The 20,324-nt window shown below is 71.3% G+C and carries 20 protein-coding genes; 7 read left to right on the forward strand and 13 right to left on the reverse strand.

Annotation, left to right across the window (positions count from 1 at the left end; translation table 11 throughout):
- Positions 1 to 286 precede the first annotated feature (286 nt).
- Together rpoN and AC3ANR_RS05500 are read left to right on the forward strand one after the other, a co-directional pair.
- Positions 287 to 1,678 carry an RNA polymerase factor sigma-54 gene (rpoN, locus tag AC3ANR_RS05495; RefSeq protein ID WP_488290867.1) on the forward strand — a complete coding sequence of 464 codons (1,392 nt, stop codon included), beginning with the start codon at positions 287 to 289 and terminating at the stop codon, positions 1,676 to 1,678.
- Between the two features lie 105 nt (positions 1,679 to 1,783).
- Positions 1,784 to 3,304 carry a sensor histidine kinase gene (locus AC3ANR_RS05500; RefSeq protein ID WP_488290868.1) on the forward strand — a complete coding sequence of 507 codons (1,521 nt, stop codon included), beginning with the start codon at positions 1,784 to 1,786 and terminating at the stop codon, positions 3,302 to 3,304.
- A gap of 73 nt (positions 3,305 to 3,377) precedes the next feature.
- Here AC3ANR_RS05500 and AC3ANR_RS05505 read toward each other — a convergent pair whose 3' ends face one another.
- Genes AC3ANR_RS05505 through pcp form a run of 7 tightly spaced genes read right to left on the reverse strand, consistent with a single transcriptional unit; the run spans position 3,378 to position 9,165 of the window.
- The gene (locus AC3ANR_RS05505) at positions 3,378 to 3,992 is read right to left on the reverse strand and encodes a response regulator transcription factor (protein WP_488290869.1); all 615 of its coding nucleotides are present in this window, start codon (positions 3,990 to 3,992) and stop codon (positions 3,378 to 3,380) included.
- 49 nt (positions 3,993 to 4,041) lie between these two features.
- The gene (locus AC3ANR_RS05510; RefSeq protein ID WP_488290870.1) at positions 4,042 to 5,325 is read right to left on the reverse strand and encodes a tryptophan--tRNA ligase; all 1,284 of its coding nucleotides are present in this window, start codon (positions 5,323 to 5,325) and stop codon (positions 4,042 to 4,044) included.
- Positions 5,326 to 5,331: 6 nt separating this feature from the next.
- On the reverse strand, positions 5,332 to 6,000 hold the full coding sequence (locus AC3ANR_RS05515; protein WP_488290871.1) for a site-2 protease family protein: 669 nt from the start codon (positions 5,998 to 6,000) through the stop codon (positions 5,332 to 5,334).
- Positions 6,001 to 6,049: 49 nt separating this feature from the next.
- Positions 6,050 to 6,685: an L-threonylcarbamoyladenylate synthase gene (locus tag AC3ANR_RS05520; RefSeq protein WP_488290872.1), complete on the reverse strand. Its 636-nt coding sequence runs from the start codon at positions 6,683 to 6,685 to the stop codon at positions 6,050 to 6,052.
- A 3-nt stretch (positions 6,686 to 6,688) separates the two neighbouring features.
- Complete coding sequence (locus AC3ANR_RS05525; RefSeq protein WP_488290873.1) at positions 6,689 to 7,597, reverse strand: DMT family transporter; 909 nt, start codon at positions 7,595 to 7,597, stop codon at positions 6,689 to 6,691.
- Positions 7,594 to 8,445: a 3',5'-nucleoside bisphosphate phosphatase gene (locus AC3ANR_RS05530; RefSeq protein WP_488290874.1), complete on the reverse strand. Its 852-nt coding sequence runs from the start codon at positions 8,443 to 8,445 to the stop codon at positions 7,594 to 7,596. Before AC3ANR_RS05530 ends, AC3ANR_RS05525 begins: the two co-directional genes overlap by 4 nt.
- A gap of 51 nt (positions 8,446 to 8,496) precedes the next feature.
- Complete coding sequence (pcp, locus tag AC3ANR_RS05535; RefSeq protein WP_488290875.1) at positions 8,497 to 9,165, reverse strand: pyroglutamyl-peptidase I; 669 nt, start codon at positions 9,163 to 9,165, stop codon at positions 8,497 to 8,499.
- Positions 9,166 to 9,194: 29 nt separating this feature from the next.
- Between pcp and ypfJ the strand changes: the two genes are divergently transcribed.
- Together ypfJ and AC3ANR_RS05545 are read left to right on the forward strand one after the other, a co-directional pair.
- Positions 9,195 to 10,067: a KPN_02809 family neutral zinc metallopeptidase gene (ypfJ, locus tag AC3ANR_RS05540; protein ID WP_488290876.1), complete on the forward strand. Its 873-nt coding sequence runs from the start codon at positions 9,195 to 9,197 to the stop codon at positions 10,065 to 10,067.
- A gap of 101 nt (positions 10,068 to 10,168) precedes the next feature.
- A complete protein-coding gene (locus AC3ANR_RS05545) occupies positions 10,169 to 11,608 on the forward strand; it encodes a DEAD/DEAH box helicase (RefSeq protein WP_488290877.1) in 1,440 nt (479 codons plus the stop codon).
- A gap of 108 nt (positions 11,609 to 11,716) precedes the next feature.
- Here the strand turns inward: AC3ANR_RS05545 and AC3ANR_RS05550 are convergent, their stop codons facing one another.
- Positions 11,717 to 12,550, reverse strand: a complete 834-nt coding sequence (locus AC3ANR_RS05550; protein ID WP_488290878.1) for a symmetrical bis(5'-nucleosyl)-tetraphosphatase — start codon at positions 12,548 to 12,550, stop codon at positions 11,717 to 11,719.
- A 24-nt stretch (positions 12,551 to 12,574) separates the two neighbouring features.
- Between AC3ANR_RS05550 and AC3ANR_RS05555 the strand changes: the two genes are divergently transcribed.
- From AC3ANR_RS05555 to AC3ANR_RS05565, 3 genes are all read left to right on the forward strand, one after another.
- Positions 12,575 to 13,882 (forward strand): hemolysin family protein, encoded by a 1,308-nt coding sequence (locus tag AC3ANR_RS05555; RefSeq protein WP_488290879.1) that lies wholly within the window; start codon positions 12,575 to 12,577, stop codon positions 13,880 to 13,882.
- Positions 13,879 to 14,631 carry a SapC family protein gene (locus AC3ANR_RS05560; protein WP_488290880.1) on the forward strand — a complete coding sequence of 251 codons (753 nt, stop codon included), beginning with the start codon at positions 13,879 to 13,881 and terminating at the stop codon, positions 14,629 to 14,631. Before AC3ANR_RS05555 ends, AC3ANR_RS05560 begins: the two co-directional genes overlap by 4 nt.
- Before the next feature lie 79 nt (positions 14,632 to 14,710).
- On the forward strand, positions 14,711 to 15,805 hold the full coding sequence (locus AC3ANR_RS05565; RefSeq protein ID WP_488290881.1) for a response regulator transcription factor: 1,095 nt from the start codon (positions 14,711 to 14,713) through the stop codon (positions 15,803 to 15,805).
- A 54-nt stretch (positions 15,806 to 15,859) separates the two neighbouring features.
- Here the strand turns inward: AC3ANR_RS05565 and AC3ANR_RS05570 are convergent, their stop codons facing one another.
- The 5 genes from AC3ANR_RS05570 to AC3ANR_RS05590 all read right to left on the reverse strand — a co-directional run bounded on the left by AC3ANR_RS05570 (position 15,860) and on the right by AC3ANR_RS05590 (position 20,295).
- Complete coding sequence (locus tag AC3ANR_RS05570) at positions 15,860 to 16,540, reverse strand: OmpW/AlkL family protein (RefSeq protein ID WP_488290882.1); 681 nt, start codon at positions 16,538 to 16,540, stop codon at positions 15,860 to 15,862.
- A 26-nt stretch (positions 16,541 to 16,566) separates the two neighbouring features.
- Positions 16,567 to 17,724 (reverse strand): SGNH/GDSL hydrolase family protein, encoded by a 1,158-nt coding sequence (locus AC3ANR_RS05575; protein WP_488290883.1) that lies wholly within the window; start codon positions 17,722 to 17,724, stop codon positions 16,567 to 16,569.
- Between the two features lie 100 nt (positions 17,725 to 17,824).
- Positions 17,825 to 18,667 (reverse strand): class I SAM-dependent methyltransferase, encoded by an 843-nt coding sequence (locus tag AC3ANR_RS05580; protein WP_488290884.1) that lies wholly within the window; start codon positions 18,665 to 18,667, stop codon positions 17,825 to 17,827.
- 221 nt (positions 18,668 to 18,888) lie between these two features.
- Positions 18,889 to 20,007: an ABC transporter substrate-binding protein gene (locus AC3ANR_RS05585; protein WP_488290885.1), complete on the reverse strand. Its 1,119-nt coding sequence runs from the start codon at positions 20,005 to 20,007 to the stop codon at positions 18,889 to 18,891.
- 150 nt (positions 20,008 to 20,157) lie between these two features.
- Positions 20,158 to 20,295 (reverse strand): DUF3096 domain-containing protein, encoded by a 138-nt coding sequence (locus AC3ANR_RS05590; RefSeq protein ID WP_488290886.1) that lies wholly within the window; start codon positions 20,293 to 20,295, stop codon positions 20,158 to 20,160.
- Positions 20,296 to 20,324: the final 29 nt, after the last annotated feature.

Raw genomic sequence — 20,324 nt, forward strand, 5'->3', positions numbered from 1 at the left:
CGGCGCCGCCGCTCAGCAGCCGCAATCGGCCCAGCACGGCAGAGGCGTCGCGCGCACCGGCGACGCTGCTGCAAACCGGTCCCGCGGGCCCGTTCCCACGCGTCGGCTTGGTACGGAAGATTACAGAATGCCAAACACGCTCGGCCGCTGGTGCCTACGCTGTGGCTGACACAGACGGGCTGGCGAACGACGCGCTGTCCACGGCGACAGGCCTCTTGGACGCCGGGCACGGGATGCGAACGGCCGCCACCTGCTCGTCTGGACCAGCCAATCCACAGGAGAAGGAATGCACACGCTGAGCCTGCAGTTCGGGACCCACCTGCAGACCACGCTCTCGCCACGGCTGCAACGGGCCGTGAAGCTGCTGCAGATGTCCTCGCTGGACTTCTCGCAGGTGGTGCGCGACGCGCTCGACAACAACCCGTTCCTGGAGTCCGACGACGCCTCCGGCATGGTGGACCTGCCCGTGGCCGAACCCGACGCGTCGGCGGCCGAAGCGCCCGAGGCGGGCGGCTGGGGGGCCGAGCCGATCGCGCGCGCGCGATCGGTCGACGGCGAGGGTGCGTTCGACACGCTGGCGGCCCAGGCCACGCTGGCCGATCACCTCCTCGCGCAACTGAACGTGCTGCCGCTGTCGCAGCGTGACTGGATCCTGGCCGCCGCGGTGGTCGAATCGCTCGACGACGACGGCTACCTGCGCACGCCGCTCGCCGACATCGGCCTGCTGGTGCCGCTGGACCCGCCGGCCGACCCTGACGAAATGGCGATCGCGCTGCGCCGCGTGCAGGCGCTGGAGCCGGCCGGCGTGGGGGCGCGCGACGTGGTCGAGTGCCTGCGCCTGCAGCTGCCCCTGGTCGCCGGCGAGCCGCGGCAGGACCTGGCCGCGCGCATCCTGCGCGAGTGCGTGCAGTGCCTGGCCAACCGTGACATGCAGGCGGTGGCGCGGCGCCTGGGCGTCGCCGTCTCAGATGCCGACGCGGCCTGCGCGGCGATCCGCCGGCTGGATCCGCGGCCCGGCTGGCGCTTCGGCTCGCCGGCGATCCAGTACGTCACGCCGGACGTGATCGTGCGCAAGGTCCGGGGCCAGTGGACCGCGTCCCTCAACGACGCCGTGGTGCCCAAGGTGCGCCTGAACCGCAGCTATGCCGAGCTCTTTCGCCGCCACCGCAGCGCCGAGCATGCCGAGCTCGGCGCGCACCTGCAGGAGGCGCGCTGGACCGTGCGCAACGTGGAGCAGCGCTTCTCGACCATCCTGGCCGTCGCGCAGGCGATCCTGAAGCGCCAGCACCGGTTCCTGGCCTATGGCGCGATGGCGATGAAGCCGCTCGCGCTGCGCGAGATCGCCGAGGAGGTGGGCGTGCACGAGTCGACGGTGTCACGGGTGACCAACAACAAGTTCATGGCCACGCCCTGCGGCGTGTTCGAGCTGAAGTACTTCTTCTCGCGCGGGCTGGCGACGGCCAGCGGGGGCGAATGCTCGCCGACGGCCGTGCGGGGCCTGATCCAGGAGCTGATCGCCGCCGAGCGGCCGCAGCAGCCGCTGTCGGACGTGGAGATCGCGCGCGAGCTGTCGGTGCAGGGGCTGAAGGTGGCCCGCCGCACGGTGACCAAATACCGCCAGCTGCTGAAGATCGAGTCGGCCGAGCGCCGCCGCGGCACGGCGCTGCCGCGGGCCTGAGCGGCCGCCCGGGCGGACGCCCGCATCCGCGCCTTCGGCCGCACGGCCTGCGGGCCGCGGGCCGCTGCCGAACGCGGGAGCCCCGCCCGGTGTGAAAATCGGCGCGTGAAGCCCGACACGACGCCCGCCAGTCCCACGCCCGCCGAAGCGCGGTGGGTCGAGGGCGAGCTGGTGCGCGGGCTGATGCGCACCCAGCGCAACACCCAGTTCCTGGGCCTGCTGCTGATCCCGGTGCTGGTGCTGGTGCTGTGGCAGGACGTCACCCACACCGGGCTGGTGGTGTGGGCCGTCGGCACGGGGGCGGTGGCCAGCATCCGCTTCGTCGTGCTGCGCCAGTACGCGCGCGACGTGGTCCAGGCCGGCCCCGACGAGCACATGCGCTTCCTGCAGCGCTGGTGGCCCGCCTGGCCCGCCGGCGGCATCGCCTGGGGCCTGAGCACGCTGCTGTTCTTCGACCGCGCGCCGCTTGCCGAGCAGTTCGTGTGCTGGCTGGTGCTGGCCGGGCTGGCGATGTTCGCCATCATCACGCTGTGCAGCCAGCTGCCGACGATGCGCCACTACCTCGACGCGCTGGCGGGCACCGCGCTCGCGGTGATGGTCTGGCGCACGGGCGTGGAGCTGCACTTCGCGGGCCCGGTCCACCATGCCTGGATGATGGTGCTGCTGCTCATCTTCTGGCAGGTGCTGCGGCAGGCGGGCCTGTTCCTGCACGTCACCCTGCGCCGCAACTATGAACTGCAGTACCGCAACAACCAGCTGATCGATTCGCTCACGCGCCAGACGCAGGCGGCGCTGGATGCGGTGGAGATCAAGAACCGGTTCCTCGCCAGCGCGGCGCACGACATCCGCCAGCCGGTGCATGCCTTGGGGCTCTATGCGGACTGGCTGGGCAGCGAGCCGGAGATGGTGCACGACATCGCGCCCAAGATCGTGGAGTCGACCAAGGCGGTGAACGCGCTGTTCGATTCGCTGTTCGACCTGGTGCGGCTGGACTCCGGCAAGATCCGCCTGAACATCGAGCAGCTGCGGCTGGACAAGCTGCTGCACGACCTGGAACTGCAGTACCGGCCGCTGGCCGAGGCCAAGGGGCTGGAGTTCCGCGTGCATGCGGTGCCGGGCACGGTGACGTCCGACCCCATCCTGCTGCAGCGCGTGGTCGGCAACCTGATCTCCAACGCCGTCAAGTACACCCAGAAGGGCGGCGTGCTGGTGGCGGCGCGCATGACCCCGTGCGGGCCGCGCATCGAGATCTGGGACACCGGCGTGGGCATCCCGCCGGCGCACCAGCGCGAGATCTTCCGCGAGTTCTACAAGGTGCCGGGCCACAGCGGCACGGAGGACGGCTTCGGCCTGGGCCTGTACATCGTGTCGCGCCTGTCGCACATCCTGGGCCATCCGCTGCAGCTCGCCTCGCGCCCGGGGCGAGGCACCGTCTTCCGGCTGCTCGTGCAGCCCACCAACGAGCAGGAAGCCGCCGAGCGCGCGGCCTCGTCCATCGATCGCATGCGCAATGCGTGGGAGCCGAGGGGCCTGCGGGCGGAAGGCGTACAGCCCGGCGGCGCTGCGGCCCCCACGGGGTCCGAGCCATCGTCCCCGCAGCGGGGGCGGGTCCAGCCGGCCCGGTGATCGGCCGGTGCGGCGCGCGGCCAGCGCCTGGTGAAGTGCGATCCGTGAACCGGCGCGGCGCGCCGGCCGCCGCTCAGTGGCTCAGGAGGCCGTGCGTGCGCGCGTAGTGGATCGTCTGGGTGCGGCTCTTGACGCCCAGGCGGCGGAACAGCCGCCACAGGTGCACCTTGACCGTGTGCTCGCTGATGCCCAGTTCGTCGGCGATCTCGCGGTTGGACAGCCCGCGGTCCAGCATCACGATCAGCTGCTTCTGGCGCTTGGACAGCTTGTTGTCCGTGGGCGCGAGCTCCTCGAAGCTGCCGTCGGTGTTCAGCAGCGCGCGCAGCGCATTGCCGATCTCCTGCGCGCCGGAGGACTTCTCGATGTAGATGTCCGCGCCCGCCTCGATGCAGGCCTCCTCGGCGTCGGACGCGGGCGAGGCGGACAGCACGGCCAGCGGCGCTTCGGCGAAGCGGTTCTTCATCTCGTGCACGCCCGACGTGCCGGTGGTGTCGGGCAGCTTCAGGTCCAGGCAGATCAGGTCGGGGAAGCCGTGCTGGCGCACGGCCGCCTCCATGCCGCCGATGCGGTCGAGCTCGATGACATTGGCGCCCGGGCGGATGCGGCGCAGCAGCATCACGACCGCCTCGCGCATCAACGGGTGGTCGTCGATCACGTACAGCGTGGCGGGGTTCGGTGTCGGCTTCATGGCGACCGCAAGCATACCCCCAGTTCAGCCGTGCGCCGGCCCTGGGCGCTCAGCCGGCCAGCAGCGCCAGCGCCGCGCGCACGGTGGCGCCGTCGACACCCGCTGCCGGCGTGGCGGCGGCGTCGCCCTCGCTCCAGCCTTCCTGCTTCAGGCGGGCGACGGCACGGCCGGCCTCCTGCGGCGAGTCGAAGCCGGCGCTCTGCAGCAGCAGGGCACCGCCCGCATCGACCAGCTTGAAGTAGTGCCTGCCGTCGGCCTCGCGGTACTGCTTGAACGACGGCAGCGCCGCCTTGGCCTTGGCCTTGGCGCTGCCCCGCTGCGCATCGGCCAGGCTGCGCAGGCCGACGGCCTGGCGCAGCTCGCCCATGAACGGCGTGGCGAGCTCGCGCACCCTGCGGGCGCCGGCCTGCAGGATCTTCTCGATCTCCTGCGGATGGGCCATCAGCGCGTCGTAGCGCTCGCGCATGGGCGCGATCTCGCGGTCGATGCGCTCGAACAGCAACTGCTTGGCGTCGGCCCAGGAGATGCCGTCCGCGTACGCCTTGCGCAGCGCCTCGGTCTCCTCGCGCGAGGCGAACGCCTCGTAGATCTGGAACAACGCCGAGCCCTCGACGGGCTTGGGCTCGCCGGGCGCGCGCGAGTCGGTCACGATGCCGGCGATCTGCTTGCGCAGCTGCTCGCGCGTGCAAAAGAGCGGCAGCACGTTGTCGTAGCTCTTGCTCATCTTGCGGCCGTCGGTGCCCGGCAGCAGCGCCACCGACTCGTCGACCTGTGCCTCGGGCAGCACCAGGTGCTCGCCGTAGAGGTGGTTGAAGCTCGAGGCGATGTCGCGCGCCATCTCGATGTGCTGCACCTGGTCGCGGCCGACCGGGATCCGGTGCGCCTTGAACATCAGGATGTCGGCGGCCATCAGCACCGGGTACATGAACAGTCCGGCCGTCACGTCGGCATCCTGGTCGACGCCGGCCGCCCGGTTCTTGTCGACCTGGGCCTTGTACGCGTGGGCCCGGTTCAGCAGCCCCTTGCCGGTCACGCAGGTCAGCAGCCAGGTGAGCTCGGGGATCTCGGGGACGTCCGACTGGCGGTAGAAGTGCACCTGGTCCGGATCGAGCCCGATCGCCAGCCAGCAGGCCGCGATCTCGAGCGTGGAGCGCTGCACGCGCGCCGGGTCCTCGCACTTGATCAGCGCGTGGTAGTCGGCCAGGAAATAGAAGTTCTCGGTGCCGGGCCGGCGGCTGGCTTCGACCGCCGGGCGCAGCGCGCCGACGTAGTTGCCGATGTGCGGCGTGCCGCTGGTGGTGATGCCGGTGAGGTAGCGGATGGGAGGAGCCATGGCGGATCAGGAAAACAGGGCGGTGAGCGGCATGAGCAGCACGTCGAGCGCGGTGTAGCCGATGGCGATCAGGGGCCGCAGCCAGTAGTCGCCCACCACGCGGGCGATCACCAGCGCCATCACGATGTAGAAGCCCCAGGGCTCGATGCGGCTGTAGGCCTCGGCGGCCCGCGGCGGCAGCAGGCCGGCAACGATGCGGCCGCCGTCCAGCGGCGGCAGCGGGAACAGATTGAAGGCCCACATCACCAGGTTGACCAGCACGCCGGCCTTGGCCATCTCCAGGAAGAACCGCTCCTGCACGCCGGCGCCCACCAGCAGCGTGAACGCGATCGCCCACAGCAGCGCCTGGATGAAGTTGGAGGCCGGCCCGGCCAGCGCCACCCACACGCTGTCGCGGCGCGGGCGGCGCAGGCGGCCGAAATTCACCGGCACCGGCTTGGCGTAGCCGAACAGGAAGGCACCCGAGGTCGCGAAGTACAGGAACAGCGGCATCAGGATGGTGCCGATGGGGTCGATGTGCTTGATCGGGTTGAGGGTCACCCGCCCGAGCATGTAGGCGGTGCTGTCCCCCAGGTAGCGCGCGACGTAGCCGTGGGCCGCTTCGTGGATCGTGATCGCGAACAGCACCGGCAGCGCGTAGATCAGGACCGTCTGGATCAGGTTGTCGAGGTTCACCGCGGGATTGTCTCAGAGCCGTCATGGCCTCCCGGCGCGGGAGGATGCCTCAGAGACCGAGCTTGGCGGGATCGCCGCGGCCCTGACGCGTGACGACGGCGTCGCCGCCCGTGCCCATCGCGGTCAGGTCGACCACCGTGGTCGGCTCCAGCGGGCAGGCACCGGCGTCGATGACCCCGGCCAGCTGGTGCTGGAAGCGCTGGCGGATCTCGCCGGCGTCGTTCAGCGGCTCCGATTCGCCCGGCGGGATCAGGGTGGTGGCCAGCAGCGGGCCGCCGTGCAGCTCCAGCAACTGCTGCAGGGCGGGGTGGTCCGGCACGCGCAGGCCGATGGTCTTGCGCTGCGGGTGGCTCACCCGGCGCGGCACCTCGCGGGTGGCCTCCAGGATGAAGGCAAACGGCCCGGGCGTGCCCAGCTTGAGCAGCCGGTACTGGCGGTTGTCCACGCGGGCGTAGTTGGACAGCTCGCTCAGGTCGCGGCACAGCAGCGTCAGGTGGTGCCGGTCGTCGATGCCCCGGATCTGCCGCAGGCGGTCGGCCGCCGCCTTGTCGTCCAGCTGGCAGGCCAGCGCGTAGCTCGAGTCGGTGGGCACGGCGAGCACGCCGCCCTGCGCCAGCAGGGCGACCGCCTGCTTGAGCAACCGCAGCTGCGGGTTGTCGGGGTGCAGTTCGAAGTACTGGGCCACGGCTCAGGCCTCCGCCGTCGCGCGCAGGGGCAGGCGCGCCTCGCGCACCGTCAGCCAGGCGCCGGCCGCCCCGCAGGCGGCGATCAGCGCCATGCCCAGCAGCGACCAGCCGTCGGGCACGTGCGCGAACACCAGCCAGCCGCCCAGCATGGCGAAGCCGATCTGCGAGTACAGGTACGGCGTCAGCGTGGCGGCCGGGGCGTTGCGGTAAGCGAGGATCAGCATGAAATGGCCCACCGTCGCCATGATGCCCATGAAGCAGAGCCCCGCCCACAGCCAGGGGTCGCGCACCGGGGTCCACACGGCGGGCAGGGCGAGCGAGGCAACCAGCGTGCCGACCCAGCCCGTGTACAGGTGCATCGTGACCGGGTCCTCGGTGCGCGCCAGGCGGCTGGTGAGCACCTGGAACCAGGCGTTGCTGACCACCAGGCCCAGCGGCAGCAGCGTCGCCCAGCTGAAGGTCTCGCCACCCGGCCGGATGATCACCAGCGTGCCCGCGAAACCGCCGGCCACGAGCGTCCAGCGCAGCGGCGACACGTGCTCCTTGAGGACCGTGGCCGCCAGCAGCGTCACGGCCAGCGGCGCCATCATCACGATGGCCGTGAACTCGCCCACGGGCATGTAGCGCAGGCTGGCGAAGGCCAGCAGGCTGCTGGTAAGCAGCAGCAGGCCGCGCAGGCACTGGAAGGGCAGGTGGCGCGTGCGCAGCACCGTCCAGCCACGCCAGGGCAGGACCGCCGCGGTGGTGGCGACGGCCTGGAAGGCGTAACGGAACCACAGCGCCATCAGCAGCGGCACGGAGGCGCTCACGACCTTGGTGGTGGTGTCCAGGGCGGAAAAGCAGGCGGCCGCGCCGAGCACGAGCGCGATGCCGAGCAGTTCGGCGCGCGGGCCGCGTGGAGCGGCCGTCACCGGATGCGGTCCGCCAGCAGCTCCCACACGGGGGTGAGCTCGCCGGGCAGGTAGGGCAGCCGGCCGAGGTCGGTGTGGCTCTCGTCCGGGCTGTGGAAGTCGCTGCCGCGCGAGGCGGCCAGGCCGAATTCCCGGGCGGTGGCGGCGTATCTCACCGCTTCGGCCGCGGTGTGGCTGCCGGTGACGACTTCCACCGCCTGCCCGCCATGGGCCTTGAACTCGGAGAACAGGGCGTATTCCTCGGTGGGCGTGAACCGGTAGCGGGCCGGATGGGCGATGACGGCCATGCCGCCCGAGCGCGTGATCCAGTGCACCGCATCGCGCAGCGACGCCCAGCGGTGCGGCACGAAGCCCGGCTTGCCCTCGGTCAGGTAGCGCCGGAAGACCTCGCTCGTGTCCCTGCACAGGCCGGCCTCGACCAGGAAGCGGGCGAAGTGCGTGCGCGAGATGAGCTCGGGGTTGCCGACGTACTTGAGCGCGCCTTCGTAGGCGCCCTTGATGCCCACCTGCGCGAGCTGCGCGGACATCTCCTGCGCGCGGGCGCCGCGGCCGCCGCGCGTGGCCAGCAGGCCCTCGCGCATCTGCGGGTCGTCGGGGTCGAAACCCAGGCCGACGATGTGCACCGTCTCGCCGGCGAACGTGACCGAGATCTCGGTGCCGGTGAGGTACTTCATGCCGTGCTCGCGGGCCGCCGCGGCCGCGCGGTGCTGGCCGCTGATCTCGTCATGGTCGGTCAGCGCCCACAGCTCGACGCCGTTCGCCTTGGCCCGCGCGGCCAGCACCTCCGGTGTGAGCGTGCCGTCGGACACGACGGAGTGGCAGTGCAGGTCGGCGTTGAGGATGGACACGGCCCGATTTTCGCTCACATCGCTCATGGTGTTCGGCCCCGGGGGCTTGGCTCAGTTGAGGGCGCCGGCTTGCAGCCGCACGTCGGCGCGGGTGCGCAGCGCGCAGCGCAGCGCCACCTCCAGGCCGTGCGCGATCTGTTCCTGCGTCATCGACGGCGCGCCCTGCTGCGGCAGCCAGGGCACGTGCACGAGGCCGCCGCGGGTGCCGGCCCAGGCCGGGCGCGCCAGCAGGTGCATCAGGCCGTAGAAGACGTGGTTGCACACGAAGGTGCCCGCCGTCTGCGACACGTCGGCGCGCACGCCCTCGGCCAGCATCGCGGCGAGCATGGCCTTGATGGGCAGGCTGGTGAAGTAGGCGGCGGGGCCGCCCTCGACCACCGGGGTGTCGACCGGCTGCGCGCCGGCGTTGTCGGCGATGCGCGCGTCGTTGACGTTGATCGCCACCCGCTCCAGCGAGATGGCGGAGCGCCCCCCGGCTTGCCCGGTGCAGACCACGAGGGCGGGCCGGTGGTGCTCCAGCAGCTCTTGAAGCGCCCGCAGCGAGCGCCCAAATTGGGTCGGAAGCTGGGCCGCCACGACGGCGTGCCCGTCGAGCTGGCGGCCATGCAGCATCTGGGTGGCCAGCCAGCTGGGGTTGATCGGCTGGCCCCCGAATGGGTCGAAGCCGGTGACCAGGATGCGGGGTTGGCCGACAGGCGCTGGGGCGCGGTCGCTTAGCATCGATTCACTGTACAGCAAGGGGTGCGACCATGCGTTGGGAAGGCGAGCGCGAATCGGGCAACGTGGAAGATTACCGGGGCACCGGGGGCGGGGGCGGCGGATTCGGCTTCGGCGGCGGCACGCTGAGCATCGGCGCGATCGTGATCGCGCTGGTGGGCGGGGCCATCTTCGGCATCAATCCGCTCACCATCCTCGGGCTGCTGAGCGGCGGCCCGGCGCCGGTGCAGCAGGAGGCGCAGCCGCACCGACCGCCCGAGGACGACCGCACCGCCAAGTTCGTGTCGGTGGTGCTGGGCAACACCGAGGACGTCTGGACCCAGGTGTTCTCCAAGGGCGGCGCCAACTACACGGCGCCCAAGCTGGCGATCTACGACGGCGCCATCCGCACCGGCTGCGGCTCGGGGCAGGCGGCGATGGGCCCGTTCTACTGCCCGCAGGACCAGAAGGTCTACATCGACCTGGGCTTCTACCGCACGCTGCGCGAGCGGCTGGGCGCGCCCGGCGAATTCGCGCAGGCGTACGTGATCGCGCACGAGGTGGGCCACCACGTGCAGCACCTGCTGGGCATCACCGACCGGGTCGACCAGCTGCGCGCGCGCAGCAGCCAGGCGCAGGGCAACGCGATGAGCGTGCGGCTGGAGCTGCAGGCCGACTGCTTCGCCGGCGTGTGGGCGCACTACTCGCAGCAGTCCAAGCAGTGGCTGGACCCGGGCGACATCGAGGCGGCGATGAACGCGGCGCAGAAGATCGGCGACGACACGCTGCAGCGCTCGGCCGGCCGGGCCGTGGTGCCCGAGAGCTTCACGCACGGCAGCAGCGCCCAGCGCCAACGCTGGTTCAACACCGGCTGGCAGAACGGCAGCGTCAAGGCCTGCGACACGTTCAGCGCGTCCAGCTTGTAGGTGTCGGGTCGGGCCCCGCCAAGGGGCGGGACCGGGCGCCGCGAAGGGGCGTTCGGCCGTCCGGAGCCGGTCCGTGGGCCAAATGAGACAATACGCGGTTGATGACTGCATCCTTCTCCAACCTGTCGCTGGCTGAGCCGCTGGCGCGTGCGGTGGCCGACATGGGCTACGAGCAGATGACGCCGATCCAGGCGCAGGCGATTCCCGTGGTGCTGACCGGCAAGGACGTGATGGGCGCGGCCCAGACGGGCACCGGCAAGACCGCGGCCTTCTCCCTGCCCCTGTTGCAGCGCCTGCTCAAGCACGAGAACAGCTCCACGTCGCCCGCGCGGCACCCGGTGCGCGCCCTGGTGCTGCTGCCGACCCGCGAACTCGCGGACCAGGTGGCCCAGCAGGTCAAGCTCTACGCCAAGTACACCAACCTGCGCAGCACGGTCGTGTTCGGCGGCATCGACATGAAGCCGCAGACCGCCGAGCTGAAGAAGGGCGTCGAGGTGCTGGTCGCCACGCCCGGCCGCCTGCTGGACCACATCGAGGCCAAGAACGCGGTGCTCAACCAGGTCGAGTACGTGGTGCTCGACGAGGCCGACCGCATGCTGGACATCGGCTTCCTGCCGGACCTGCAGCGCATCCTGTCGTACCTGCCCAAGCAGCGCACCACGCTGCTGTTCTCCGCCACGTTCTCGCCCGAGATCAAGCGGCTGGCGGGCAGCTACCTGAACGACCCGGTGACGATCGAGGTGTCGCGCCCGAACGCCACCGCCTCCACGGTGGAGCAGCACTTCTACAGCGTGCACGACGACGACAAGCGGCGCGCGCTCAAGCAGGTGGTGCGCCAGCGCGGCATCACCCAGGCGTTCGTGTTCGTCAACAGCAAGCTCGGTTGCGCGCGGCTGGCGCGCTCGCTCGAGCGCGACGGCCTCAAGACCACCGCGCTGCACGGCGACAAGAGCCAGGACGAGCGCCTGAAGGCGCTGGCCGCCTTCAAGGCCGGCGAGGTCGACCTCCTGGTGGCCACCGACGTGGCGGCCCGCGGCCTGGACATCAAGGACGTGCCGGCGGTCTTCAACTTCGACGTGCCGTTCAACGCCGAGGACTACGTGCACCGCATCGGCCGCACCGGCCGCGCTGGCGCCTCGGGCCTGGCGGTGACGCTGGTGTCGGGCAACGACGGCCGCTCGATGGCCGACCTCGAGAAGCTGCTGAAGAAGAAGATCGAGCTCGAGGCCATCGAGTGGGACGACGACCGCCCGCGCGGCCGCATCAACGACGGCCGCCGCACCTGGCGCGAGCGAGGCGAGACCGGCGACGACCGCGACACGATGGACGCCCAGCGCGAACGCGAGCGTCCGCCGCGGCCTCCGCGCGAGGTGCGTCCCGCGCCCGCGCCGCGCGACCCGTTCTTCGAGCAGCCGTACCAGCCGCCCGCCGGCGACGTGCAGCCGGCCTGGGAAGGCGCCGCCAAGCCCGCCACGAACCGCGTCTCGACCAACATCAAGACCAAGCGCAAGGTGGCGGCGCTGTTCAAGCAGCCGCAGTAGCGGCGCGCTGGCGGCGGGCCGTCCCGCCGCTCTCTGTCCCTCCTCGCCCTCGTCGCTGGCCGGGTCAGGCCCGTCCCGGACGGGCCGCGCCTTCCCGGCGCGGCGCGGTCATTCCCCCGGCGCCTGCGCCTGCTCGCAACGCACCTGCACCACCTCGCGCGAGCCGGTGGCGGGATCCAGCCGCAGCGCGCTCAGGCAGCCGCCCCACACGCAGCCGGTGTCCAGCGCGATCAGGTCGTCGCGCAGCAGCAGCCCGAGCTGCGACCAGTGGCCGAACGCCACCGGCGTGCCGGCGGTGCGGCGCCCCGGCACGTCGAACCACGGCAGGGTGCCTTCAGGCGCCTCGTCCGGCGGACCCGCGGCCTTCAGGTGCATCACGCCTTCGGGCGTGCAAAAGCGCAGGCGCGTGAGCGCGTTGACCACCACGCGCAGGCGGTCGGCCCCCTGCAGGTTTTCGCGCCAGGCATCGGGCTGGTTGCCGTACATCTCGCGCAGGAACGACGCCATGCCGGGTCCGCGCAGCGCGTCCTCGACCTCGCCCGCCAGGCGCAGCGTGTCGGCCACGTCCCACTGCGGCAGCACCCCGCCGTGCACCATCAGCAGCCCGTGGGCGTGGATGGCCATGCGCTGGTGGCGCAGCCACTCGAGCAGCTCGGCCCGGTCGGGGGCGTCCAGCACGTCGCCCATGGTGTCGTTGCGGTGCGGCGCCCGGAACCCGTGCGCCACCGCCAGCAGGCTCAGGTCGTGGTTGCCCAGCAGGCATTCGGCGGCGCCGCCCAGCGCGGCCAGCCGCCGCAGCACGGCGCCCGAGGCCGGCCCGCGGTTGACCAGGTCGCCCAGCAGGTACAGGTGGTCTCGGCTGGGGGAGAAGCCGATCCGCGCGAGCAGCCGCCCCAGGGGCGCGTCGCAGCCTTGCACGTCCCCGATCAGATACAGTGCCATCGTGTCGGATTCTCGCCGCGAGCCATGGATTTCCTGCTGATCGCGCTGTTGACGCTGCTCAACGGCGCCTTCGCGATGTCCGAGCTCGCACTGGCCTCCAGCCGCAAGGCGCGGCTGCTGGCGCTGGCCGAGGAGGGCGACAAGGGCGCGTCGATGGCGCTGCGGCTGCTGGAGCACCCGACCCAGTTCCTCTCCACCGTGCAGGTGGGCATCACCTCCATCGGCATGCTCAACGGCATCGTCGGCGAGGCGGCCTTCAGCGCCGCGCTGACCGCCTGGCTCACCGGCTACGGCCTCGCGCCCGCGGTGGCCGGCGTCGCGGCGACCGCGATCGTGGTGATCCTGATCACCTTCGTCACCATCATCTTCGGCGAGCTGGTGCCCAAGCGCATCGGCCAGCTGTATCCCGAGGCCGTCTCGCGCGTGATCTCGCGCCCGATGGCCTGGCTCGCCCGCGCGGCCGGCCCGTTCGTCAGGCTGCTGTCGGCGACCACGCAGGCGGTGCTGAAGATCCTGAGCATCGACACCACCCGGGCGCGCGGGATGACCGAGGAGGAGATCGCGCACAGCCTGGAGGAGGGCGTGGACGCCGGCGTCATCGAGGAGCAGGAGCACCAGATGGTGCGCAACGTGTTCCACCTCGACGACCGCGCGCTCACGTCGATGATGGTGCCGCGCTCGGACGTCGAGTGGTTCGATGCGTCCGCGCCGGTGGCCGACTGCCTGCGCCAGGCCGGCCACGACGGCGCGCATTCCTGGTACCCGGTGTGCCGCGGCTCGCTCGACGACGTGGTGGGCGTGGTGAGCGTCGCGCGGCTGCTGTCGCTGGGGCCGCAGCACGAAGGGCGGGTCGAGCCGCATGCCGTGCCCGCGGCCTTCGTGCCCGAGACGCTCAGCGGCATGGAGCTGCTCGAGCAGTTCCGCCGCCAGTCGCAGCGCGTGGTGTTCGTGGTCGACGAGTACGGCGTGGTGCAGGGCTTGCTGACGCCGCGCGACCTGCTGGAGGCGATCACGGGCGAGCTGCGCCCGCAGGCCACGGCGCAGGCCTGGGCCACCCCGCGCGAGGACGGCTCGTGGCTGCTCGACGGGCTGATGCCGGTGGCGGAACTGAAGGCGCGGCTGGACATCCGCGAGCTGCCCGAGGAGGACCGCGGGCGCTACAACACCGTGGCCGGCCTGCTGCTCGCGGTGTCCGGCCACCTGCCCAGCGTGGGCGAAAAGATCGAGTGCGGCGACTGGCTGTTCGAGGTGGTCGACCTCGATGGCCGCCGCATCGACAAGGTGCTGGCCAGCCGCCTGGCGCTGGCCGAGACGACCCAGGAACGCAGATGACCCAGACGCTGTACTACGACAAGCCGGTGCTGCTCAATCGCGACACGCACCGCCGGCGCCGCATCCGCCCGAGCACCGGGTTCGGCTTCGCGCGCCAGGCCAACTCGATCTACCTGGCCGGCGTGGAGTTCAACGAGGCGTGCAAGGAGTACGCCATCGTCTTTGCCCGGCAGCCCGGCGGCGCCATCGCGCCGGTGGTCGTGCTGGGCCTGCGCAAGCAGGAGAACCTGTTCGTCGACAGCCGGGACCGCTGGACCGCCGCGTACATCCCGGCCTTCGTGCGCCGCTATCCCTTCGTGCTGGCCGACCTGGGCGGCCAGCAGATGGGCGTGTGCGTCGACGAGGCCTTTTCCGGCCTGAACGAGACCGAGGGCGAGGCGCTGTTCGACGAGCAGGGCGGCAACACGCCGTTCCTGCAGAACGCGCTGGACTTCCTGCAGCGCTACCAGGCCGAGCACCTGCGCACGCAGGCGTTCTGCCGCAAGCTCGAAGAGGCCGGCCTGCTCACCGAGATGAGCGCCCGCGCCGACCTGGTCGACGGCCGCACGTTCACCGTCGCCGGCCTGATGATCGTGGACGAGAAGAAGCTGGCGGAGCTGCCGGACGCCACCGTGCTGTCGCTGTTCCGCACCGGCGAGCTGCACCTGGTCTCGATGCACCTGCTGTCGCTGTCCAACCTCAACCGGCTCGTGCAGCGCATCGCGGACCGCGCCGCTGTCGCGATGCCGCGCGCGCCGCAACCCGCCTGAGATCCACCGGAGGCCGGGCCCCGCCGCACGCGCGTGAGCCCCTCGCGCGCGCTCTCGCGGCCGGATAATCGCCGCTCCCATGGCGGCACTCCTCCTGATCGATGACGACCCGCACCAGCGCGCCTTCGCGGCGCTGGTGCTCGCGGAGGCCGGACACGCGGTGCGCGAGGCCGCCGACGGCGTGGAGGGCCTGCGCATGGCGCTCGACGAGCCGCCGGAGCTGATCGTGTGCGACGTGGTCATGCCGGGCATGAACGGCTACCAGCTGGTGGCGGCCGTGCGCGGCGAGCCGGCGATCTGCACCACGCCCGTGATCCTGCTGACCTCGCTGTCCGGCCGGACCCAGGTGCGCGTGGGCATGACGGCCGGGGCCGACGACTACCTGCCCAAGCCGTTCCAGCCGGCCGAACTGCGCGAGGCCGTGGACGCGCTGCTGCAGCGGCGCCGGGTGCAGTACGAGGCGATCGCGGGCAGCGTTCGGCAGGGCATGGACGCCGTGCTGGAGCACCAGCGCGAGCTGCTCGCCGCCCGCTACGAGTCGCAGCTGCTGCAGGAGATCAACTCGCGCTGGAAGATCGACGTCGCCGCCGGCGGCGAGGTGGGCTTCGACGCCGCCACCGTCCTGGTCGCCGACCTGTTCGCGCTGGTCGAGCAGGAAGGCGCCGGCCGCGCGGACCTGGCCGACCTGCTCAAGCGCGCGCACGAGGCGGCCAGCGATGCGCTCTATCTCTTCGGCGCGGTGCACGTGCTGCACCACGGGCACGACATCGTGGGCGTGTTTCCGCCTTCGGGCAAGGGCACGGTCGAAGTCGGCAAGCCGGTGCGCGCCGCCTTCGCCTTGCAGGCCGCGGCTGCCGGCGTGCTGGGCGGCGACACCGGCTGGGATCCGTCGCAGCTGGCCATCGGCGTCGACGCCGGCCCCGTGTCGCTGCTGCGCCTGCACGATCCCCTGCATGGCGATGCAGGCATCGCGCCGGTGCCCGGCCCGACCCTGCAGCGGGCGCAGGCGCTGCGCGCGCTCGCCCGTGCGCAAGGCTGGCCGATCGCCGTGCGCGGCGAGGTCGCGCAACTGCTGCCGCCGGGCATTGCCTCCACCGGCGGCACCGCCGTGCGGCCCGGCATCACCGACGGGACCGACGTCACCGTCGTCGAGCTGCTGCGCTGGCGCGGCTGACGATCCCATGAAAAAGGGGCCCGCGCGGGCCCCCGTGATCGGCCGGCGGCGCGATCAGAAGCGCATGCCGACGCCGACCCCGTACACGTCGGGGTCCAGGCGCGTGGAGATGCTCTGGCCGGTGGACAGCGTCGTCCTGGTCTTGAGCAGCGGGCGCGAGTAATGCACGTCCACGAACCACTTGTCGTTCAGGAACGCGGTGACACCCACGCCGGGGGCGAGGGCGAAGCGCGACTCCACCGACAGGCCGGTGCCGCCGGGCGGGTTGAGCGGGTTGATCGCATTGAGCGCCGCGCTGCCGCGCGCGCCGTAGAAGTGCGCGTAGGTCAGGCCCAGCATCGCGTAGGGGCGGATGCGCGAGCTGGGCTCCAGGAAGCGGTATTGCGCATAGACCGTCACGGGCAGCACCTTCACGGTGCCGATCTGGCCCACGCCCGCGATGCCGCCCGTGCCGGTGATGCCGTGCTTGTAGCGCAGGCCCAGCGGCACCTCGACGGACCAGTGGTCGTCCAGCATGCGCGTGATGGAAACGGTCGGCTGCGTGTCGCCGCCGATGTCGACCATCGTGCCGGGGGACGAAGGCGCGCTGAGCGTGCCGCTGGCGACATTCGGCTTGATCTGCGTGGCGCCCACGCTGACCATCCAGGTGCCGGCCGATTGCGCCTGCGCGGTGAGCGCGGCGCCCGCCAGCACGGCGGCGGCGGCGAAACGAACCAGGTTCTTGTCGTTGTGCATCGTGGTGTTCTCCTCGTGGGTCGCCATCACAGCCAGCCGGCGCGGGCCAGGGCGCGGCTCACCGAGGAGGCGAGCAGCCGGTGGCCGAAGGGGCTCGGGTGGAAGCCATCGGAGAACGCCCAGGTGTGCCACCAGCCGGCGGCCAGGCCCGCGGGCGGCGCGGCATCCAGCGCCGTGTCGGTGCAGGTCTGCGGGAAGCCGCTGACCGGGCACGACTGGGTCGTGACGTTGGTCAGGGCGTACGCCGCCGGATTGGTGACTTCGTCGGTGAAGTCGGCATAGAACGGCACCAGCGCGACGCGCGCATCACCGGCGACGCGGCTGGCCAGCTGCGAGTTGAACGCGCCGATCCATTGCTGGATCGCGCCCTGCAGCGTGGCGGCCGCGGTTGCGCCTGCCGTGCCGCCGCCGTTGGCCGCCGCCACCTGCGCCAGCACGCCACGGAAGCGCGGCGTGATCGTCACGTCGGGCATGTTGAGCACGGCGACATGCGTCGCACCCTTGTCCAGCGCGTTGGCCTTGATGGCGGCGTAATACGTGTCGGCCAGCTTCTGCATGTACAGGCCGGCGGCGACGGCGGGGCCGTTGGCACCCGGCAGCGTGGCCGCGATGGTGGCCGGATCGAGCTGCTGCGCGAGGAAGGTCTGGAATGCCGTCAGGCCGGCGGCGCCGCCCGCGAGCCCGAGGTACGACGACACGAGGTCCGCCGCGTCGTTGCCGCCGCCATCCACCAGGATCAGGTCGGTCGTGGTCCAGGTGCCGCCGGCGGCCTGCACCGCCGTGGCCAGCTGCATCGGCACGCCGAACGGCGCCGCGGCGCCGCCCTGCGAGGCCGGGTTGACCACCCGGCCGCCGCCCACCGCATAGTTGGTGCAGCCGGCGCGCGTGCCGAAGCTCTGGCCGTTGGTGGACGAGAAGAAGGCGCACTGGCCGCTCAGGCCGAAGTTCTGGCCCACGATCTCCGGGAAGATCGGGTAGCCCGCGGCCGGATTGGCGGCGTTCTGCACCGTGAACTTTGCGCCGAACACGCCCACGTCGGCCAGGCTGTCGCCGGCCACCACCATGCGCGTGATCGACTGCTTGGGACCGGCGTCGCTGTTGCCGCCGCCACCGCAGGCGGCCAGGATTGCGGCAGCCGCGCAGGCAGAAAGCAGCAGGGCTCGTCTTGTTCTCTTGAATTGCATGCTGTACCTTTGAAAAAAGAACGACCGTTCGTATTCGGCCGGCACAGCATAAGCGTCCCCATGAGGCATTCGTCACAGGGTTTGCGCGAGGGAAACAGGTTCAGTGCAGGGGCTTGCGCGCGACGTGGTGGAACCACCAGATGGCGTGGGTGTCCTGCGGATCGTCAAGGCAGGCTTCGGTCAGGTTGTCGAAGCTCGCTTCGACCACGAAGCCCGCCTGCGCGAGTTGCCGGCGCTGCTCCGCCAGCGTCGTGTAGACCACCAGCAGCCCGAAGCCGTGCGCGCCGGCATTGCGCAGCGCCCATTCCTCGTGGTCCTCGTTCGCCGACCGGTATCGCAGGTGGTTCTGCAGGTTGCGCGGCATGGCCGCCAACTGGCGCATGAACCGCCAGCCCAGGCGCAGCGGATTGGGGCTCCAGGCCACGTGCCACGGCTTCTCGAGCACGCCGGGGCCGTGGCGGTTGTGCGAGGACACGACGAACAGTCCGCCCGGGCGCAGCACGCGGTGCACTTCGGCCAGGATGCGAAGGCGGTCGGGCGGCGGCACGGAGTCGATGCCGTTGAACGAGAACACCGCCAGCTCGAAGTGGCCGTCCGGCAGCTCGAACATGTGGCGGGCATCCATCTGCCGGAAGCTCACCCCGGGGTACGTCTTGCGGCAGGCCGCCACCATCTCCGGCGTGTAGTCGATGCCCAGGTAGTCTTGGCTGATCGGCCACAGCAGCGGCGTCGTTCGCCCGGCGCCGACACCGATGTCGAGGATCGGCCGGCCCCGCGCTTGCGCCGTGACGCGCTCGATGGCCGCGCGCTCGCCCGGATCGGTCCATCCCTGCAGCCGTTCGTACACCTGCACGGTGTCGGGCCGCTGCCAGGTCCCGCGATTGACCTGGTCGGGCTGGTAGCGCGCTTGGCGCTGCGCGCGGTTCGCCTCTGTCGTGTTCATGGCGGGCCTCCCTCGGGCTGGCACCGCGGCAACATCGCCGCGGCGTCCCCTCGCATGAACGTCAATGAGGCGCCGCCATTTCCGGCCGAGCCAGCCGAAGTTGTGACAGTCGGTGGCGGCAGGGGTGCGGCGAAAAGCATCGAGGCACCGCGCGCGATGCGCACGCGGTGCCTCGAACGCAAACCAAATCACTCAGGCCGCCCGCCGGCGGCACGGCACCATCAGCGCGCGAACGAGCCGTCGGCGCGGATCATCGTCAGCGCGACGAAGCGCGAGCCCAGGTTGCTTTGCTTGCCGTAGGAGACGGCAAAGCCGCCGAGGTCCTCGTTGGTCAGGCCTTCCAGCGTGGAGATGACCTTGGCCCGCGACAGCGGGGCCGGCGCGCGCGAGAGCGCCGTCGCCACCAGCTTGGCGTTGAGGAAGCCTTCCATGCTGTTGTAGCTGTATTTCTTGTCCGGCAGCTGGCCCATCGCCTTCTGGTATTCGCGCACCACGGGGTTGCCCAGTTCGGTGAACGGATACGGCACCACCTGCGACACGATGACGCCGGCGGCGGTGGGGCCCAGGTCCGCATGGAGCCCCGAGGCCACGCTCAGGACGAAGAACTGCGGGTTCGAGCCCTTGGCGCGCATGCCCTGGATCAGCGCCGCGGCGGGCTTGGACTGGCCGATGAAGATCACGGCCTGCGGGTTCGCGGCCGCGACCGTCTCGATCGCCTTGGCCACGTCGACGGTGCCGCGCGGCACGGGCGCGACGGCCACCGGCGTGCCGCCGCGCTTTTTCACCGCGGCGTTCAGCGCCTCGACACCTTCCTTGCCGAAGGCGTCGTCCTGGTAGGCCGCCGCGATGCGCGTCACGCCGATGGTCCAGGCGTGGTTGACTGCCGCCTCGATCTCGTCGCTGCTGCTGGCGCGCAGGTGGAACAGGTTGGGCACGTGCGGCTCGCGCAGCGACCTGGCGCCGCTGGTGTTGCCGATCTGCGCGATGCCCGCGGCCTGCACGATGGGCAGGATCTTCTGCACGTTGGCCGTGCCGCGGTAGCCCACGAGCGCGAGCACGTTCTGGTCGATCAGTGCCTTGGTGTTGTCCGCGGTCTTGTCCGGATTGAAGCCGTCGTCCAGGCTCACCAGCCGGATCTTCTCGCCGCGGATGCCGCCCTTGCGGTTCACCTCGTCGAAGTACGCGTTCATGCCGCGCAGGTAGTCCTTGGTGAGCGCCGCGGAGGTGCCCGAGAGATCGCCGGAGTGGCCGAGCGCGATGTCCGCAAACGAGATTGCCGGCGCCATGGCGGCAAGCAAGGCCAGCGCGCGTGCGGCGCGGGCCATCGTCGAATACTTCATGGGTCCCCTGTTGTCGTTCTGCACGGCAACTGCGCCGTGTCACGTCACGCTAACGCAACAGCACGCGCGGCACGACCCGGGCTGTCCCTAGGGCGTTGCGCGAACGCCGCAGGGCAGCGCGGGGCCAGGGATCCTGGAAGCGACCCGCCGTCAGCGGCCGAACAGGCCCACCGCGCCGATCACGATCAGGTAGATCGCGACGATGAAATTGAGCAGCCGCGGCATCAACAGGATCAGGATGCCGGCGATGAGGGCGGCGACGGGGCCGATGTGGGTCGTGAGGTTCATGCGCTTCTCCCGGCAGGCGCGCGGCGAAG

The organism is Ramlibacter sp. JJN2-2R, assembly GCF_057747835.1.

Coding starts and splice junctions, on each gene's coding strand:
- pcp (WP_488290875.1), bottom strand. CDS start 9,165: ATGCTAAGCGACCGCGCCCCAGCGCCTGTCGGCCAACCCCGCATCCTG.
- AC3ANR_RS05545 (WP_488290877.1), top strand. CDS start 10,169: ATGACTGCATCCTTCTCCAACCTGTCGCTGGCTGAGCCGCTGGCGCGT.
- AC3ANR_RS05575 (WP_488290883.1), bottom strand. CDS start 17,724: ATGCAATTCAAGAGAACAAGACGAGCCCTGCTGCTTTCTGCCTGCGCG.
- AC3ANR_RS05510 (WP_488290870.1), bottom strand. CDS start 5,325: ATGGCTCCTCCCATCCGCTACCTCACCGGCATCACCACCAGCGGCACG.
- AC3ANR_RS05555 (WP_488290879.1), top strand. CDS start 12,575: ATGGATTTCCTGCTGATCGCGCTGTTGACGCTGCTCAACGGCGCCTTC.
- rpoN (WP_488290867.1), top strand. CDS start 287: ATGCACACGCTGAGCCTGCAGTTCGGGACCCACCTGCAGACCACGCTC.
- ypfJ (WP_488290876.1), top strand. CDS start 9,195: ATGCGTTGGGAAGGCGAGCGCGAATCGGGCAACGTGGAAGATTACCGG.
- AC3ANR_RS05580 (WP_488290884.1), bottom strand. CDS start 18,667: ATGAACACGACAGAGGCGAACCGCGCGCAGCGCCAAGCGCGCTACCAG.
- AC3ANR_RS05565 (WP_488290881.1), top strand. CDS start 14,711: ATGGCGGCACTCCTCCTGATCGATGACGACCCGCACCAGCGCGCCTTC.
- AC3ANR_RS05505 (WP_488290869.1), bottom strand. CDS start 3,992: ATGAAGCCGACACCGAACCCCGCCACGCTGTACGTGATCGACGACCAC.
- AC3ANR_RS05550 (WP_488290878.1), bottom strand. CDS start 12,550: ATGGCACTGTATCTGATCGGGGACGTGCAAGGCTGCGACGCGCCCCTG.
- AC3ANR_RS05560 (WP_488290880.1), top strand. CDS start 13,879: ATGACCCAGACGCTGTACTACGACAAGCCGGTGCTGCTCAATCGCGAC.
- AC3ANR_RS05585 (WP_488290885.1), bottom strand. CDS start 20,007: ATGAAGTATTCGACGATGGCCCGCGCCGCACGCGCGCTGGCCTTGCTT.
- AC3ANR_RS05590 (WP_488290886.1), bottom strand. CDS start 20,295: ATGAACCTCACGACCCACATCGGCCCCGTCGCCGCCCTCATCGCCGGC.
- AC3ANR_RS05570 (WP_488290882.1), bottom strand. CDS start 16,540: ATGCACAACGACAAGAACCTGGTTCGTTTCGCCGCCGCCGCCGTGCTG.